At 73.9% G+C, this 14825-nt stretch carries 10 protein-coding genes and 1 pseudogene; 8 read left to right on the forward strand and 3 right to left on the reverse strand.

Features of this window, described 5'->3' with window-relative positions; genetic code table 11:
- Positions 1 to 221 precede the first annotated feature (221 nt).
- Genes JNW87_RS22040 through JNW87_RS22055 form a run of 4 tightly spaced genes read left to right on the forward strand, consistent with a single transcriptional unit; the run spans position 222 to position 4650 of the window.
- A complete protein-coding gene (locus tag JNW87_RS22040) occupies positions 222 to 2072 on the forward strand; it encodes a phosphatase PAP2 family protein (protein ID WP_238454329.1) in 1851 nt (616 codons plus the stop codon).
- Positions 1985 to 2566: a YbhN family protein gene (locus JNW87_RS22045; RefSeq protein WP_238454330.1), complete on the forward strand. Its 582-nt coding sequence runs from the start codon at positions 1985 to 1987 to the stop codon at positions 2564 to 2566. The genes JNW87_RS22040 and JNW87_RS22045 overlap by 88 nt, the downstream gene beginning before the upstream one ends.
- Before the next feature lie 51 nt (positions 2567 to 2617).
- Positions 2618 to 3826, forward strand: a complete 1209-nt coding sequence (locus JNW87_RS22050; RefSeq protein WP_109806022.1) for a glycosyltransferase — start codon at positions 2618 to 2620, stop codon at positions 3824 to 3826.
- A complete protein-coding gene (locus JNW87_RS22055; RefSeq protein WP_238454331.1) occupies positions 3823 to 4650 on the forward strand; it encodes a polysaccharide deacetylase family protein in 828 nt (275 codons plus the stop codon). The genes JNW87_RS22050 and JNW87_RS22055 overlap by 4 nt, the downstream gene beginning before the upstream one ends.
- Before the next feature lie 306 nt (positions 4651 to 4956).
- On the opposite strand, the gene JNW87_RS41620 is transcribed toward JNW87_RS22055, so the two are convergent.
- The 3 genes and pseudogenes from JNW87_RS41620 to JNW87_RS22065 form a co-directional block, all read right to left on the reverse strand.
- The gene (locus JNW87_RS41620) at positions 4957 to 5427 is read right to left on the reverse strand and encodes an ATP-binding protein (protein WP_375373530.1); all 471 of its coding nucleotides are present in this window, start codon (positions 5425 to 5427) and stop codon (positions 4957 to 4959) included.
- Between the two features lie 68 nt (positions 5428 to 5495).
- A pseudogene (locus JNW87_RS41625) lies at positions 5496 to 6053 on the reverse strand (histidine kinase dimerization/phospho-acceptor domain-containing protein); the annotation flags it as partial.
- Complete coding sequence (locus tag JNW87_RS22065) at positions 6034 to 6687, reverse strand: response regulator transcription factor (protein ID WP_236648777.1); 654 nt, start codon at positions 6685 to 6687, stop codon at positions 6034 to 6036. The pseudogene JNW87_RS41625 and the gene JNW87_RS22065, both read right to left, overlap by 20 nt.
- Before the next feature lie 261 nt (positions 6688 to 6948).
- Here JNW87_RS22065 and JNW87_RS22070 point away from each other — a divergent pair, with 261 nt between their 5' ends.
- Genes JNW87_RS22070 through JNW87_RS22085 form a run of 4 tightly spaced genes read left to right on the forward strand, consistent with a single transcriptional unit; the run spans position 6949 to position 14713 of the window.
- Positions 6949 to 7692, forward strand: a complete 744-nt coding sequence (locus tag JNW87_RS22070; RefSeq protein ID WP_238454333.1) for a carboxypeptidase-like regulatory domain-containing protein — start codon at positions 6949 to 6951, stop codon at positions 7690 to 7692.
- Positions 7689 to 12080, forward strand: coding sequence for an IPT/TIG domain-containing protein (locus tag JNW87_RS40810; protein WP_238454334.1), 4392 nt, complete (start codon positions 7689 to 7691; stop codon positions 12078 to 12080). Before JNW87_RS22070 ends, JNW87_RS40810 begins: the two co-directional genes overlap by 4 nt.
- Positions 12081 to 12138: 58 nt before the next feature.
- Positions 12139 to 13398 (forward strand): multicopper oxidase domain-containing protein, encoded by a 1260-nt coding sequence (locus tag JNW87_RS22080; protein WP_109806027.1) that lies wholly within the window; start codon positions 12139 to 12141, stop codon positions 13396 to 13398.
- A 13-nt stretch (positions 13399 to 13411) separates the two neighbouring features.
- Entirely contained in the window at positions 13412 to 14713 is a 1302-nt protein-coding gene (locus tag JNW87_RS22085; RefSeq protein ID WP_161558027.1) for a multicopper oxidase domain-containing protein, read from the forward strand.
- The last annotated feature ends 112 nt before the right edge of the window (positions 14714 to 14825 follow it).

Genomic DNA, 14825 nt, shown 5'->3' on the forward strand with positions numbered 1-14825 from the left:
GCGCCCCGCCCGTCCCGGCCCGCCGCGGGCGAAGCAGCGCGGAACCCGGCCGGCCGGTGCGAGGAAGGCCGCCGCGAACAGCGGGATCATCCCTGTTGCGGCCCGTCGCGTCCCGGCGTCCGCCCTATGGTCGACCCATGCGGGACAGCGCGGCAGCCGCCCGGACGACGTCGCAGCCGGAGCCGGCCCCGCGCCGGCCGGACGTCCGCTAGGGCCGGGGGATGCCCCGGACCCACCGGCCGTCGCCGGCGCTGGTGTTCAGCCTGACGGTCTCCGCCGGGCTGCTCGCCGCGGTCAGCCTCTGGGCCCGGCACCGGCCGCCCGGCCGCTGGGAACGGGACCTCTTCGCGCTGGTCAACCAGATCCCGGGGCCGGTCGGGCCGGCCCTGGTGCTGGTCATGCAGCTCGGCGCGTACCCGGCGGTGCTGGTGGCGGCGGCCGGGGCGGTCGCGGCCCGGCGGATCGGCCTGGCCCGGGACCTGCTGATCGCCGGCAATCTCGCGTACTGGTCGGCCGTCCTCTGCAAGGCCCTGGTCGCCCGGGAGCGACCGGCCGCGTTCCTGGCCGACGTCCGGTTCCACGACACGGTCACCGGGCGGTTCGGCTACCCCTCTGGGCACGTGTCGGTGGTGACCGCGCTCGCCGTGGTGCTCGCCCCGGCCCTGCCCGCCCGGCCGCGCGGCCTGGTCTGGCTCGCCGTGGCGGCGGTCGGCACCGCCCGGATCTACGTGGGTGCCCACCTGCCGGTCGACGTGCTGGGTGGGTTCCTGGTCGGCTGGCTCGCCGCCAGCCTCACTCGGCTGATCGTCGGGGACGTGGGCCCCGGCGAGTCGGCCGGGCGGCTCCGGCAGGTCCTCCTCGGCCGGGGCGTCGAGGTGGCCGAGCTGACGCCGGTCCCGGGTGACGCGCGCGGCTCCCGGCCCTGGCAGGTCACCACCACCGACGGGCGACGGCTCTTCGTCAAGGTCACCGGTGGCCGCCAGCGGGACGCCGACTGGCTCTACAAGCTCTACCGCCGGCTGCGCTACCGGGACATCGCCGACGAGCCGCCGTACGTGACGGCGAAGCAGAAGAACGAGCACGAGGCGTACCTGCTGCTGCTCGCCGAGCGGGCCGGGGTGCGTACCCCGGCGCTGGTCACCACCGCCGTCGACGCGGTGGGCGACGCGCTGCTGGTCCAGGAGTTCGTGCCCGGGCGGCCGCTCGGCGCGCTGGACGCGGCCGAACTCGGGCCGGACGTCCTCGACGACGTCTGCCGGCAGGTGGCCCGGCTGCACCGGGCCGGCCTGGCCCACCGGGACCTGCGGGCGGCCAACGTGCTGATCACCGACTCCTCGGCCTGGCTGGTCGACCTCGGCTTCGGCACCGAGCCCGCCTCGGCCGACCAGCAGGCCCGCGACCTGGTGGAACTCCTGGTCACACTGGCCGCGCCGGCGGGCGTACGGCCGGCCGTCGACGCCGCGATCCGGCAGCTCGGCGCCGGTCCCGTCGCCGACACGCTGCGCTGGCTGCAACCGGCGCTGCTGTCCCGGGCCGGCCGGGCCCTGGTCGAGGCCCACCCCGGCCTGCTAGCGGACCTGCACGACGAGATCGCCCGCCGGTGCCCCGGCCGGCAGGACCGGCTGGCCCGGGTCGTCCGGATCACCCGTCGGGACGTGTTCCTGCTGGTCATGCTCGGTCTGCTGGTGCACTTCCTGCTGCCGCAGCTCGGCCGGGTGCGGGCCGCGTTGCACGCCATGCTGCACGCCGACCCGCTGGCGGTGGCCGGCGCCCTGCTGGCCTCCGCCGCCACCTACCTGCTGAGCGCGCTGGTGCTGCGGTCGGCCGCCGCCGGCCGGGTGCCGCTCGGCCGGACGGTCGCGGTGCAGGTGGCCGCGTCGTTCGTCAACCGACTCGCCCCGGGCGCCATCGGCGGCGCCGCGCTGAGCGTGCGCTACCTGCGCCAGCAGGGCCTGCCGGTCCCGGCGGCCGCACCGCCGTCGCGGTGGACCGGGTCTCGGGCATCGTCTCCGTCGGCCTGCTGCTGCCCGTCCTGCTGCCGTTCGTGCGCGGTGCGCGCCGGCACCTGGTGAACGCCGCCACCGGGCGGGGCCGGGTCGTGCTGCTGACCGTGCTGGCGGTGCTCCTGCTCGCCGCCGCGGCGCTGGCCGTACCCCGGCTGCGCGCGCGGGTCGGCGCGGCCCGCCGCCAGGCGACGCAGGCCGTACGCTCGCTGGCCCGCAGCGGACGGATCACCCGGCTGCTGGCCGCGAGCCTGGGGCTCACCCTGGCCTACGGCACCGCGCTCTACCTGTCGCTCGTCGCCGTCGGCCTGCCGGTCGAGCCCGCGCTTCTCGCGCCGGTGCTGCTGGTCTGCATCGTCGGTGAGGGGGTGGCGTCCGCCGCCCCGACCCCGGGCGGGCTGGGCGCCACCGAGGCGGCCCTGGTCTCCGGCCTGCTGCTGTACGGCATCGGGGTGGACACGGCGGTCGCCGGGGTGCTGGTCTACCGACTGGCCACCTTCTGGCTGCCGGTGCTGCCCGGCTACGTGGCGCTACGCGTGCTGGTCCGCCGACACGTCGTCTGAGCGCCGGACGGCTGCGGCGTGGATCCCCCGGCGGCGGGTATGCGCCGCGGCATGGAGGGCCCGGGCCGGATCGTCGTCGTCTCCGCCGACGTCGGGGCCGGCCACGACACGGCGGCCGCCGAGCTGACGCGGCGCCTGCGCGGCCGGGGCTTCGTGGTGGACCGGCTCAACCTGCTGGAGGTGCTGCCGCGCCCGGTGCACTGGGCCTTCCGGGAGACGTACCGGGGCCTGCTGCGGTGGCTGCCGTGGAGTTACGAGCTGCTCTTCGCCGTCACCAGCCGGTCCCGGATGTCCGTTTCGGTGCTGAGGGCGCTGCTCCGTCCGGTCCGTCGTCGGATGTGCCGGGCGATCCCCCCGGACACCCGGGCGGTCGTGACGACCTATCCCTTCGCGAATCAGCTCCTCGGGCCGCTGCGTCGGCAGGGGCGATTGGCCGTCCCGGTCATCACCTACGTGACCGACTTCGTGGTCCACCCCACCTGGCTCTCACCCGGGGTGGACGTCTACTGCGCGCTTCGGCACGCCGAGGTGCAACCCGCCGGCGCGGACGCCGGCATCGACGTCACGGTGGTGCAGCCGCTGGTGTCGCGGGCCTTCTCCGCCGCGTCTGCGACCGGCCGCCGGCAGGCCCGGCAACGCTTCGGCCTCCCACCCCACGGCCGGCTGGCCCTGATCGTGGCCGGCGCCTGGGGCGTCGGCGACGTGGAGAACACGGTGGCGGAGGTGGCCGGCACCGGCTGCGTACGGCCGGTGGTGGTCTGCGGTCGCAACGAGGCGCTGCGCCACCGGCTGCGGCAGAGCTGCGAGCACGTGTTCGGCTGGGTCGACGACATGCCGACGCTGATGCGGGCGGTGGACGTGCTGGTGGAGAACGCCGGCGGGTTGACCTGCCAGGAGGCGCTGGCCTGCGGGGTGCCGGTGGTGACGTACCGGCCGCTGCCCGGCCACGGCCGGGCGAACGCCTCGATCCTGGCCCGGTCCGGGCTCACCCGGTGGGTGCCGACCTCCGCGCAGCTGCGGCCGGCCCTGGACGAGCTGACCGACGGGGATCAGGCGACCGGGAAGACGTCGGCCGGCCCCGCCGGGACGGCGCCCCGGATCGATCCGGCCGGTCTGGTCGCCGACGTCGCGAGCCGGACCGGCCACGCCGGCGCCGCCGACCGGCGACGCCGATCCGTCGTCGACTCGCTCGGCGACGCGGTGGCGGTGGTCGCGGCGCTGCTCCAGGCGCCCGGCGGCACCGGGAGCAAGGGCCGGTGACCCGCGCGTCCCGGCGACGCGCGGGGCTGGTCGCCGGTGCGCTGGCGCTTCCCGCGCTGCACCTGGCGCCGGTCGTCACCGCCCTGCCGGCCGTCCGTGGACGGTGGCTCCCCGGGCTCCGGGGCGCCGGTCCGCCGGACCGGGTGGCGCTGACCTTCGACGACGGTCCGGACCCCGAGTCGACGCCGTGGTTCCTGGAGGTGCTGGCCGAGCACCGGGTCCGCGCCACCTTCTTCCTGCTGGGCGCGATGCTCCAGCGGGCGCCCGCCCTCGGCCGGGAGATCGTCGCCGCTGGTCACGAGGTCGCGCTGCACGGCTGGGAGCACCACAACCTGCTGCTACGCGGGCCGGTGGCCACCGTCCGGGACCTGACCCGGGCGCGGGCGCTGATCGTTGCGGTGACCGGTCGTACGCCCCGGTTCCTGCGCCCACCGTACGGCGTGCTGACCGGTGCCAGCCTGTTCGCCGCGCGCCGGCTGGGGCTGAAGCCGGTGCTCTGGAGCAGCTGGGGACGGGACTGGACCCGCGAGGCCACCGCCGAGTCGGTGCTCGACACCGTACGGGGCGGGCTCTCCGGCGGGGGCACCATCCTGCTGCACGACTCCTCGTGCGCCGCCGCGCCGGGCACCTGGCGGGCCGGGCTCGCCGCGCTGCCGGCCTGCTGGAGGAGTGCCACCGCGGGGTTGGACCGTGGGCCCGCTCGCCGAGCACCGGGGGCCGGTGGGCTGACGCCGGCCAGAGCGATGGAGGTCGCCGTGGGCGGCGGAGGCGGTGGCCTCACCCGCCCCCGGCCTGACGGTCACGGTCGCGGGTCGGCGTCCTGACCGGCGGCCCGGGCCGGTCCGCCTCGGCGTCCGCGGCGCCGACCGGCGTCCCGTCGGAGTCACGGGTGGCGTCGGTCAGGTCGGTCTCCGCCCCGGCGCGGGCCGCGTCGGCGCGGGCGTCGTCGGCCCCGACCACGGGGCCGCCCTCCCGCTCGCCGCTCTCCTCGGTGAGTTCGCCGGCGGCGGCGAGGCCCAGCGGGGCGTACCTGGGATCGGTCATGATCTCCTCCTTCGACGTCCTGCCCTCGGGCTACCCCGGCGGCGGGACACGACACCTGACCGCCGCTCCACCCCCGACGGTGGCGCTCAGTGGGCGGGATCGGGCAGCCGGAGCGGATCGTCGAACGGCTGCGCGCGGACCGGTTCCGGCCTGGGCGGGGCCGACCCGCCGACGGGGGTCGGTTCGGGCACCCGCAGGCCGACGCGGGCGCCGCCACCCGGCGTGGCACCGACGGTGACCCGCCCGCCGAGTGAGCCGGCGACCGCCCGGACGATGGCCAGTCCCAGCCCCGTGCCCGTCGGGGTGCCGTGTCCCGGCCCCCCGGTGAGCAGGTTCGGCACCGACTCCGGCGGGATGCCGGCCCCCGAGTCGACCACCTCCACCGTCCAGCCCGCCGCGTCCCGGCAGCCCACCAGCGCGATCCGGTCACCGGGACCGTGAACTTCACCGCGTTCTCGATCAGGCAGTCCAGCGCCGCCTCCAGCCGCTCCGGGTCGACCCGGGTCAGCCCGACGGACGACCGCGCCGACCAGCTCCGCTCGGCCGCCGGCGCCCACCGCCGAGCGATTCGGGCGAGCTCGGCGTCGAGGTCGACCGGGCGGACCTGATGCGGCTGCTCCAGCTGCATCAGGGTGACCAGCCGGTGCGCGATCCGGGTCGCCTTGTCCAGCTCGTCGAGGACCACGGCCGTGTCCTCGGTGGTCGACTCGTCGTCGTGGGTGGAACGCAACAGCTCGGTGTAGCCGCGGGCGATGGTGAGCGGAGTTCGCAGCTCGTGCGAGGCGACCCGGACCAGCAGCTCCTGCCGGTGGGCGCGGTCCCGCTCGGCGTCGCCGATCCGCCGCATCTCGCGCAGCAGCAGGTGCCGCCGGTGCACGTGCCAGGCCATCACGATGAAGATCACCGCCATCAGCGGCTCTTCGGTGGTCTCCTCCCACCGGATCTCGCCGACCGCGGCGTGGTGCACCAGGATTGCCCCGGTGCTGGTGGTGACCCCGACCAGCGCCAGCACCATCCAGGACAGCGACCAGTTGGTGAAGCCGTAGACCAGTGAGAGGCTGATCCAGACCAGGTGGAACGGCACCGTCTCCTGGCCGGGCAGCAGCCACATCAGCGCCACGTTGAACGCGGCGAAGTTGATCCAGACCCCGGCGAGCAGCCGGTCAGTCGACTGCGTACGCATAGCCCACGCTGCGGACCGTCTCGATGCGGTCGGCCCGGTCCAGCCGGCCGCGCAGCCGGCGGATGTAGACGTCGACCACGTTGCTCCCCGGGTCGAAGTGCAGCCCCCACACGTCGGCCAGCAGCTCGTCCCGGCTGCACGGCCGCCCGGCCCGGGTCATCAGGTGCTGCAGCAGCAGGAACTCGCGCAGCGGCAGGTCGACGGCGATGCCGTCGACGGTGGCGCGGCGCCGGTGCAGGTCCAGCCGGACCGGTCCGACGTGCAGCCACCGGGCGGCGTCTCCCGGCGGTGCGGCGCGCATCCGGGCGCGCACCCGGGCCAGCAGCTCCGCGACGGCGAACGGCTTGCCCAGGAAGTCCGCCGCGCCCGCCTCCAGCACCGCGACCCGGGTGCTGATCTCCGGCACCGCCGAGAGCACCAGCACCCGCTGCCCCGGCCGCCGATCCAGCAGCTGGTCCAGCACCTGCCGGCCGTCCAGGCCGGGCAGCATCAGGTCCAGCACCACCAGGTCGAAGTCGCGGTGCAGCGCCGCCTCCAGCCCGGCCGTCCCGGTCGCCGCCCGCTCGGTGTGCAGACCGCCGCCCTCCAGGGCCCGGGTGACCAGTCGCCCGATCCGGTCGTCGTCCTCGATCACCAGTACTCGTCCCACCGTGCCCCCACAGCCGTCGGTGACTCTCTGGTGCCCTCCATGAAGCCTGCTTCGTGCTGCTCCCCGCCACCGCCGAACGGGGCGGACTGTTGTCGCCGTTCCGACACGTGGGGCCGCCGGCCGGATGACGGTCGGATGACGGCGCTGTCATAAACGGTCGTCACGGGCCCGGAGCCGCCCATGCTCCTCACACCAGCCCGGCCGTGCCCGTCGCGGCCGTTCTCCGCTGACCGAGGGGGTGAGGGCATGTCGCGCCGTTCCGTCTGGCCGCGCTGGTTCGTGTCCGCCAGTGTCCTGCTGCTCGTCGGGTTCGTCGTACCGCCCGGGCCGGCCGCCGCCGAGCCCACCACCGGCGCTATCACCCTCCAGGTCGTCAGCGCCCGGACGGTGGGCCCGGCGCCGCAGATCCAGCAGGGCGACCCGGTGACCGACTACCGCTGGTTGATCACCGCGGACGACACCGGTGACCCGCACGACGCGCTGGAGCACTGCCTGCCCGCGCGGGCCGGGGTGGCGAGCGCGCCGGACTTCGCCGACCACTGCCGGTGGCCGTCCATCCGCAACACGCCCGGCGCGGTCCCGGTGGTCGCCCAGGGCGACCAGGCGAAGCTCGCCGCCGGTACGGCGCTCGACGGGCTGCCCGCCGGCCGCTACCTGATCTCGGTGACCGCCGACGGCTACAAGATCGACGGCGAGCACCTCACCGTCACCGCCGGGCAGACCACCGCGGTCAGGGTCGGCATGCAGCCGTACCCGCTGCCGCTGGGCACCGTCCGGCTACGGGTCTTCGACGACAGCGTGCCGGTCGACGGGACGTACGAGGTCGGCGCGGAGCGGGGTCTCGCAGGCTTCACCGCCCACCTCTCCGACGTGATGGGCGAGGTCACCGTCGACTACTACGGCAACCCGCTCTGCACGAAGTACAGGCACAGCGCGCCCGACACCACCCACCCGGCCGGCAGATCGTCTTCGTCGACGGCAAGCCGGTGATCGAGACCGAGTCGACCGGCTGCCGCAGCGACGGAGGAGGCGACATCGTCATCCCCAACCTCGGCCCCGACCGGTACGCCGCCCAGGTCGTCGCCCCCGGCGGGCAGAGCTGGGTGCAGACCACCACCCTGGAGGGCGGCCACGACTGGGACGTCTGGGTGCAGGAGGGGGACACCGGGTACGACACCGAGCAGAGCCTCGGCGGCGAGCCGGTCCCGTACGTCGACTTCGGCTTCGTCTCGCCGAAGGCGCTGACCGGCACGGCCGCCGGGAAGATCACCGGCGCCGTGGTGCAGGCCTACACGTACGTCGGCGGGCAGGGCGGGGTGACGCTGCCGGCCGACGGGGTGGCCGGCGCGAAGATCGCCGGCCCGGTCGCCCGCCCCTGGGTGGCGCTCTCCGACCTCGGCGACGGCGACCGGATGATCTACCTGGACCGGGGCGCGGCCGACGGCTCGTTCACCATCCCGCACGTCCCCGACGGCGACTACCAGCTGACCCTCTGGGACGGGCCGCAGGAGATGCTGCTCGACTCGTTCAACGTCACGGTCAGCGGCGGGAAGACTGTCGACATCGGGGCCAAGCCCCTCGTGGGCTGGTTCACCGAGATCACCGGCACCGTCTTCGTCGACACCAACGGCAACGGCCGGCAGGACCCGGGGGAGAGCGGCGTGCCCCGCTTCCCGATCGTGCTCAAGGAGCGCGACAACTCCCTGATGGACCAGGGCACCAACAGCGTGGTCACCGACAGCGCCGGGCACTACGCCATCAAGGAGGCGTACCCGCTGACCAAGTGGCTGGTGCTGGAGGCGTTCAACACCCGGTACAAGACCACCGGCATCACCTACCAGGCCGCCAACGAGCCGAACCCGACGACGCTGCTCGGCGCGGCGGTCGACGTCGACGTGCTGCCGATCATCGGCCTCACCGGCCGGGTCGACTGGGGGGTGAAGCCGTACCAGGGGGCGGAGAACGGCGGCATCGCCGGCACCGTCACCTACGACACCACCCGCAACGAGCTGGACCCGCAGTACGCGGTCACCGAGCCGTACCAGCCGGGCATCCCCGGCATCGAGGTCCACCTGTACGCGGTGGTCCGGGACGCCAACGGCGACCCGGTCCACGAGGAGGACGGCTCGCTCAGGCGCGGCCCGGAGCTCAACGACGCGTACACCTCGGAGACCTGGGCGCCCGGACGGGGCTGCACCGCCCGGATGTTCGACGGCCAGCCGCTCACCAACCAGCTCGCGCTGCCGGACTTCGGCAGGGACGCCGACCAGATGTGCGTCGAGGCGCCGATGATGGGCTTCCAGGCCGCGCCGACCGACAACGATCCGACCAACTTCGGGCAGACCGTCAACGGCAACTACGCGTTCGCCGACTCCAAGCTGAACCTGATCCCGCCGGGCGACCCGGCCAACCCGGCGCCCGACCACGACCTGCCCCTGTACGCGCCGCTGCCGGACGGGCAGACCCAGCCGCTGGTGCCGGACGATTACCTGGTCAGCGTGGAGAGCCCGACCAACCCGGTCGGCGGCGGGGCGATCTACCAGCCCACCCGGGAGGAGGACGTCAACGTCTTCGACGGCGACGGCTTCCTGCCGCAGGAGAACTTCCCGCCCTCGGCCGAGCAGGCCGGCGACCAGCCGACGCCGCCCGAGCCGCAGCCGGACCCGGGCGAGCCGCCGTCGCAGGGCAACGGCATCAACTCCGCCTGCGCGGGCGCGCTGCACACCGTGCACGTCACCGACCCGGGCTTCGTCGAGGGCGGAGGCAGCCCGTTCGAGGGCCAGCCGCGGCCGCTCTGCGACACCAAGCTGGTGGAGGTCCGCGCCGGCCAGGCCAGCGCGCCCAACTTCAACCTGTTCACCCCGGTGCCGCTGCCCACCCACTTCTGGGGCCTGGTCATCAACGACCTCGGTCTGACGCACGACAAGCGCAGCGCCAACTTCGGCGAGGCCGAGGGCATCCCGGACCTTCCGGTCGGCCTCTACGACTGGGCCGGGCGCCTGGTGGACACCGTGGACACCGACTTCAACGGCATGTACGAGGCGATCGAGCCGTCGACCAGCACGTACAACTGCCCGCTGCCGGCCGGCCCCTGCCCGGGCATGTACCGCTTCGTCGGCAACGACCCTGGCCAGCCCGGACACCTCAACGGCAACTACAACCCGCGCTACCGCACCATCGCCACCAACTTCCAGGCCTGGCCCGGGCTGTACACGGTGACCGACACCGCGCCGACCCAGGTCGCGGCGGTGGGCATCTCGCCCGGCTCCGGGCAGCTCGGCGCGGTGCAGTGCGACCCCGCCGGGGAGACCCCGCAGCTCTTCGCGGTCTCCCGGCCGTTCCTGCGCAGCACCGACACCGACCGCCGGGTCACCATCACCGGCGCCGGGTTCGGCGCTCGCGGCCCGGCCAGCGCGGTCCGGTTCGACTCGGCCGGCACCGACCCGACGGTGACGGTCAACTCCTGGTCCGACCGGAAGATCGAGGTGACCCTCACGGGTGGCTCGGTCGGTCCGGCCGAGGTGAGCGTGACCGCCGGCAACGGCCAGCGGACCGTCAACGGGCTCACCTTCCAGCTGCTCGGCGCCACGTACGGCACCGGCATCGGCGGTGCGGCCAACCCCCGGCTGTTCCAGGTGAAGCCGCCCGCCTGGGCGGTGCGCACCGGGGGGACCACGTACGGCTCCGTCCAGGCGGCACTGGAGGCGGCGGCCACCGCCGGCGGCATCGCGGTCGTCGCGGTCTGGCCGAACACCCCCGGCCCGGACAACCCGTCCGGCGCCTACTACGAGAACGTCGTCCTGCACTCGTCGGTGCGGCTCCAGGGCATCGGCCCCGGCGGCCGGTACCCCGACAACACCGTGGTCGCCGGGTCGGTGCTCGACGGCCGGGGCTTCGGCATCGACAACCCGACCGGGGCCGCCTGGCTGAACCTGGTCGCCTCGATCCCGCACGCCGGCCCCGCCGCCGTGCCGGACGGCGCGGTGGTCACCGTGCTGGCCCGGGCCAACCAGTTCAGCTCGGGCAACGCCGTCGCGGTGGACGGGTTCCGGATCACCGGCGGCAACCAGTCCGACTTCGCTGGCAACATCAACGACGTGACCGGCGGCGTCACCACCCCGTACGGCGCGCCGGGCGCCGTGGTCACCCAGGGCGGCGGCATCTACCTGCACGGCGCCGCCGACTACACCCGGATCACCGACAACGTCATCGCCGCCAACAGCGGCTCGTACGGCGGGGCGGTCCGGGTCGGCACGCCGTACCTGAACACCGGCAACGACCACGTCGCCATCTCCCGTAACCAGATCCGGGACAACGGCGGCACCAACCTGGCCGGCGGGATCGGCATCTTCGCCGGCAGCAACGCCTACTCGGTCGACCACAACGCGATCTGCGGCAACTTCTCCGCCGAGTACGGCGGCGGCGTCAGCCACTACGGACTGTCGTACAACGGGCGGATCGCGAACAACCGGATCTGGCTGAACCAGTCGTACGACGAGGCCGGCGGCATCATGGTCGCCGGGGAGCTGCCGTCCGACCCGACGAAGCTGTCGCCCGGCTCGGGCGCGGTGGACATCGACGCCAACGTGGTCGAGGCGAACCTGGCCAACGACGACGGTGGCGGCATCCGGATGCTCCAGGCCGGCAACGTGCCGATCTCGGTGACCAACAACCTGGTCGCCGACAACATCTCCACCCACGAGGGGGGCGGGGTGGCGCTCGACGACGCGACCGACGTGCGCTTCGTCAACAACACGGTGACCGGCAACATCACCACCGCGACCGCGGCCACGAGCACCGGCCGGGCCGCCCCCGCCGGCCTGTCCACCGCCGCCAACAGCGAACAGCTCCAGGCCACGCTGCCGGACGGGTCGCCCACCTTCAGCAAGCCGAAGTTGTTCAACAACATCTTCTGGGACAACCGGGCCGGTGAGTGGAACGGCGTCTACGTCAGCGGCATCGGCGCCGCCGACGCGCCGGCCGGCGACACCGTACGGCACTGGGACATGGGCTCCGCCGACGGGGTGGGACCGCTGACCCCGACGAACTCGCTGCTCCAGGACACCACCGGCACCACGCTCAGCGGCACCAACCGGGTCGGCCTGGACCCGCAGTTCCGCACCCCCTTCCCGGTGTCGGTGTCGATCCTGACCTCGCGCACCTTCCCGTCGTTCCGGCAGGCGGTGATCGTGCTCCAGCAGGTCCCGCTGACCCGGATGGGCGACTACCACCTGGCCGGGGCCGGCTCGCCGGCCGCCGACCTCGGGGTCGGCTCCCGCACCTACGGCACGTTCACCGTCACCGCCCCGCGGGTCGACATCGACGGCCAGGGGCGCAGCACCACGCACCCGGACGCCGGCGCCGACGAACTGCCCTGACCGCCCGTGGCGGCTGGCCACCCGCCGGCCGCCACCGACCCCGACCTAGGAGGAGATCGTGTCCGATCCCGTACGGCCGAGGAGCATCAGCCGGCGCGCGCTGCTGGCCGGCGCGACCGGTCTGGGCACCTGGGCGGTCCTGCCGGAGCGCGGTTCCGACGCGCAGCTGCGGCGGCCGGCCGCGCTGCTGCCGCGGGCCGTGCCGAACCCCACCGCGACGCTGCACCTGGCGGCCACCGACGGCTGGGTCTCCATGCCGCAGGGCTCTCCGCCGATCAGCCCGTTCTGGCCCGACCCGCTCGCCCCGCCCGACGCCGACCTCTACGTCTTCGGGTTCCGGGACGTCACCGGGCTGTCCGCCACCGAGGTCACCGCCCAGCGCGGGAAGGCGCAGATCAGCGCCCCACTGCTCGGTTTCGACCAGGAGACCGCCATCAAGATCATGCTGACGAACCTCGGCCTGTCGGTCCGCCCGGACCTCACCGACGGGCACACCGTGCACTGGCACGGCTTCCGCAACGCCATCCCGCTCTTCGACGGCGTCCCCGAACTCTCCATCTCCGTGCCGATCGGCCGGGACTTCACCTACTTCTACCGGCCGCACGACGCCGGCACGTACATGTACCACTGCCACTTCGAGGACGTCGAGCACGTCCAGATGGGGATGACCGGCATCGTCTACGTCCGACCCACCCAGAACGCCGGCACCGCCGACGTGGCCCCCGGGAAGTACGCCTACAACGACGGCGACGGCTCCACCCGCTACGACCGGGAGTTCGCCCTCATGCTCACCGAGGTGTGGGCGGAGGCGCACTACCGGGACGCGCACATTCAGACCACCGACTGGACCGACTACAAGCCCTCCTTCTTCGCCTTCAACGGCCGCTGCTACCCGGACACCCTGGTCCCGGGCGGCGACCCGCTCAGCGCGGCCGCCGGGCGGCTGCGCTACCAGCCGATCTCCTCGCTGATCACCGCCAACGCGGGGGAGCGGGTGCTGCTGCGGCTGGCGAACCTCGGCTATCAGAACCACGCGCTCACCGTCGACGGCATCGACCTGCTGGTGGTCGGCAAGGACGCCGCGCTGCTGCGCGGCCGGGACGGCAGCGCCGAGTACCAGGTGACCAACACGGTCGAGATCGGACCGGGCGAGAGCCGGGACGTCATCTTCACCGCGCCGGACGCCGGCACGTACCTGCTCTACGACCGCGACCTGATGTCACTGGCCAACGCCGGCGGCGGACGGGGCGGGCAGTTGACCGAGATCCGCGTCTCGCCGCCCGGCACGCTCGCGCGGCAGACCCGGGCGAACGCCTGAGATGGGGGTAACGATGCTTCGTCTCGACCGCGGCCGGTGGAAGCGACTGAGCGCGGTGCCGCTCGTCGCGGCCATCGTCGTCGTGCTCGTCGTCCCCGGCCCGCAGGGCGCGACCGCCGGCCCGCAGGCCGGCCTGGAGTGCGTCACCTCCGGCGACAACGCCTTCGACCTCACCGCCACCGGCGGGTACGCCGCAATGCCGGACGGCAACACCATCTACATGTGGAGCTACGCCGCGAGCGGCGGCGCGTTCCAGCTCCCCGGCCCGACGCTCTGCGTCGACTCCGGCGTCAAGGTGACCGTCGTCCTGCACAACACCCTGCCGGAGGCCACCTCGATCACCTTCCCCGGCCAGGCGCAGGTGCTCGCCGGCGGGCAGCCGGCCCAGCCGGTGACCGACGACACCGGCACGCTCACCTCGCTGACCACCACCGCGGCGGCCGGCACCGGCTCGGTGACGTACACCTTCACCGCCGGCCCGCCCGGCACCTACCTCTACCAGTCCGGCACCGACATGCAGAAGCAGGTGCAGATGGGTCTGTACGGCGCGCTGGTGGTCCGCCCGCGCGGGCACCCGGACCGGGAGAACGACCGGGCCGACTCGGCGTTCGATCCCGACCACGAGTACCTCTACCTGCTCGGCGAGATCGACCCCGACCTGCACCTGGCGGTCGAGCGGAAGCGGGCGTACGACTTCACCAGGTACAAGGCCCGGTACTTCACCATCAACGGCCGCAGCATGCCGGACACCATCGCGCCGAACCACGCCGACTGGCTCCCCGCCCAGCCGTACGGGGCGCTGATCCACATCCGCCCGTACGACCCGGTGAGCAACGCGAAGCCGGCGCTGATCCGCTACCTCAACGCCGGGTCGGTCAGCTACCCGTTCCACCCGCACGGCAGTGACGAGCAGCTGATCGCCCGGGACGGTCGGCCTTCGCAGGGCCCCGGCGGGCAGGACCTCTCCTTCTCCAACTTCCTCATCGACGTGGCGCCCGGACAGACCGTGGACACGTTGATGATCTGGAAGGACGCCGAGCACTGGGACGCGGACAGCAACCCGATCCCGGTGCCGCTGCCCTCGTTGCAGGACCAGATCGTCGGCCCCGGGCCGGAGACCTGGTTCGCGGAGAACCCGTACCTCGGCGGGGTCCCGGGCGAGCTGCCGCCGGGTGTGGTGCAGAACAACCAGTGCGGCGAGTACTACCACGTCGCGCACAGCCACGCGCTGGAACAGGCCACGAACTACGGGGCGAGCTTCGGCGGCATGATGACGCTGATCCGCATCGACCCGCCCGCCGGGTGCCCGGCATGACATGGCAGGGGAGGGCGACGATGAGACTGTCCCGTACGCCTCGGCTGGTCGCCGGGTTCGCGGCGGCGCTGCTGGCGCTGGGGCGTACGGCTTCGTGGCGACGTTCCAGCCG

It is taken from the genome of Micromonospora sp. ATA51 (assembly GCF_016802855.1).
GTDB classification, from domain to species: Bacteria; Actinomycetota; Actinomycetes; order Mycobacteriales; family Micromonosporaceae; genus Micromonospora; species Micromonospora sicca.

Coding starts and splice junctions, on each gene's coding strand:
- JNW87_RS22040 (WP_238454329.1), top strand. CDS start 222: ATGCCCCGGACCCACCGGCCGTCGCCGGCGCTGGTGTTCAGCCTGACG.
- JNW87_RS22050 (WP_109806022.1), top strand. CDS start 2,618: ATGGAGGGCCCGGGCCGGATCGTCGTCGTCTCCGCCGACGTCGGGGCC.
- JNW87_RS22070 (WP_238454333.1), top strand. CDS start 6,949: ATGTCGCGCCGTTCCGTCTGGCCGCGCTGGTTCGTGTCCGCCAGTGTC.
- JNW87_RS22085 (WP_161558027.1), top strand. CDS start 13,412: ATGCTTCGTCTCGACCGCGGCCGGTGGAAGCGACTGAGCGCGGTGCCG.